Genomic DNA, 1,717 nt, shown 5'->3' with positions numbered 1-1,717 from the left:
GTGTGAGAGCTGATGGGCGCCCCACATTGGTGGGGTGATCTGGTGATCCTCTGCTGCCGAGAAAAGCATCGACGTGAGGGTGTGTGTTGCCCGTACCCTATAACCGACACAGGTGGTCGAGTAGAGAATACTAAGGTGATCGAGAGAATCGTGGTTAAGGAACTCGGCAAAATGCCCCCGTAACTTCGGGAGAAGGGGGACCATCCCGGTGAACCAGACTTGCTCTGGGATGTGCTGGTGGTGGTCGCAGAGGCCAGAGAGAAGCGACTGTTTATTAAAAACACAGGTCCGTGCGAAGATGTAAGTCGATGTATACGGACTGACGCCTGCCCGGTGCTGGAAGGTTAAGAGGACCTGTTAACCCACTTTGTGGGTGAAGCGGAGAATTTAAGCCCCAGTAAACGGCGGTGGTAACTATAACCATCCTAAGGTAGCGAAATTCCTTGTCGGGTAAGTTCCGACCTGCACGAATGGCGTAACGACTTCTCTGCTGTCTCAACCACGAACTCGGCGAAATTGCATTACGAGTAAAGATGCTCGTTACGCGCAGCAGGACGGAAAGACCCCGAGACCTTCACTATAGTTTGGTATTGGGATTCGGTGTGGTTTGTGTAGGATAGGTGGAAGACTGGGAAGCCCTGACGCTAGTTGGGGTGGAGTCGATCGGTGAAATACCACTCTGACCATAGTGGATTCCTTAACTTCGGACCCTGATCGGGTTCAGGGACAGTGCCTGATGGGTAGTTTAACTGGGGCGGTTGCCTCCTAAAGAGTAACGGAGGCGCCCAAAGGTTCCCTCAGCCTGGTTGGCAATCAGGTGTCGAGTGTAAGTGCACAAGGGAGCTTGACTGTGAGACGGACGTGTCGAGCAGGAGCGAAAGCTGGGACTAGTGACCCGGCCATGGCTTGTGGAAGCGTGGTCGCTCAACGGATAAAAGGTACCTCGGGGATAACAGGCTGATCTTGCCCAAGAGTCCATATCGACGGCATGGTTTGGCACCTCGATGTCGGCTCGTCGCATCCTGGGGCTGGAGTCGGTCCCAAGGGTTGGGCTGTTCGCCCATTAAAGCGGTACGCGAGCTGGGTTTAGAACGTCGTGAGACAGTTCGGTCCCTATCCGCTGCGTGCGTAGGAAATTTGTGGAGGTCTGTCCTTAGTACGAGAGGACCGGGACGGACGAACCTCTGGTGTGCCAGTTGTTCCGCCAGGAGCATGGCTGGTTGGCTACGTTCGGGATGGATAACCGCTGAAAGCATCTAAGCGGGAAGCCGGCTCCGAGATGAGATTTCCAACTGACTTTTGTCAGGGGAGGTGTCCTATAGATGATGGGGTTGATAGGCCGGGTATGGAAGCACAGCAATGTGTGGAGTTGACTGGTACTAATACACCGATCACTCACTGAACTATCCTTTTGGGGGTTGGTGTGTGTGAAGGATTGTTTCTATGAGTAGTCTTTTCTGGTTGTGATGAGAGAATGCGCCCTTGTGAAGGGTGCGCATGACATAGTTTTTGGTGTTCGCGTTCGCTGTGCGGTTCTTGGACCACTACCGCTGACAACTCTGTGTGGGGTTGTGGTGGTGGTTTGTTGGTTTTGCGGTGGTGATAGTGGTGGGGAAACGCCCGGTTAACCGTTCCGATCCCGGTAGCTAAGCCCATTCGCGCTGATGGTACTGCAACTTGGTGGTTGTGGGAGAGTAAGTGACTGCCGCAATATTTT

Annotated in this window: 2 rRNA genes; both read left to right on the top strand. The window is 53.7% G+C overall.

Going from position 1 to position 1,717, the window contains the following annotated elements:
• Positions 1 to 1,403: ribosomal RNA gene (locus SB749_RS18610) — 23S ribosomal RNA — on the top strand; the annotation flags it as partial.
• A gap of 189 nt (positions 1,404 to 1,592) precedes the next feature.
• Positions 1,593 to 1,711: ribosomal RNA gene (gene rrf, locus SB749_RS18605) — 5S ribosomal RNA — on the top strand.
• Positions 1,712 to 1,717: the final 6 nt, after the last annotated feature.

The organism is Brevibacterium sp. SIMBA_078, assembly GCF_046534565.1.
Classification (GTDB): domain Bacteria; phylum Actinomycetota; class Actinomycetes; order Actinomycetales; family Brevibacteriaceae; genus Brevibacterium.
The sequence above is the reverse complement of the archived record's forward strand: the minus strand, read 5'-3'. Positions and strand labels throughout refer to the sequence as shown.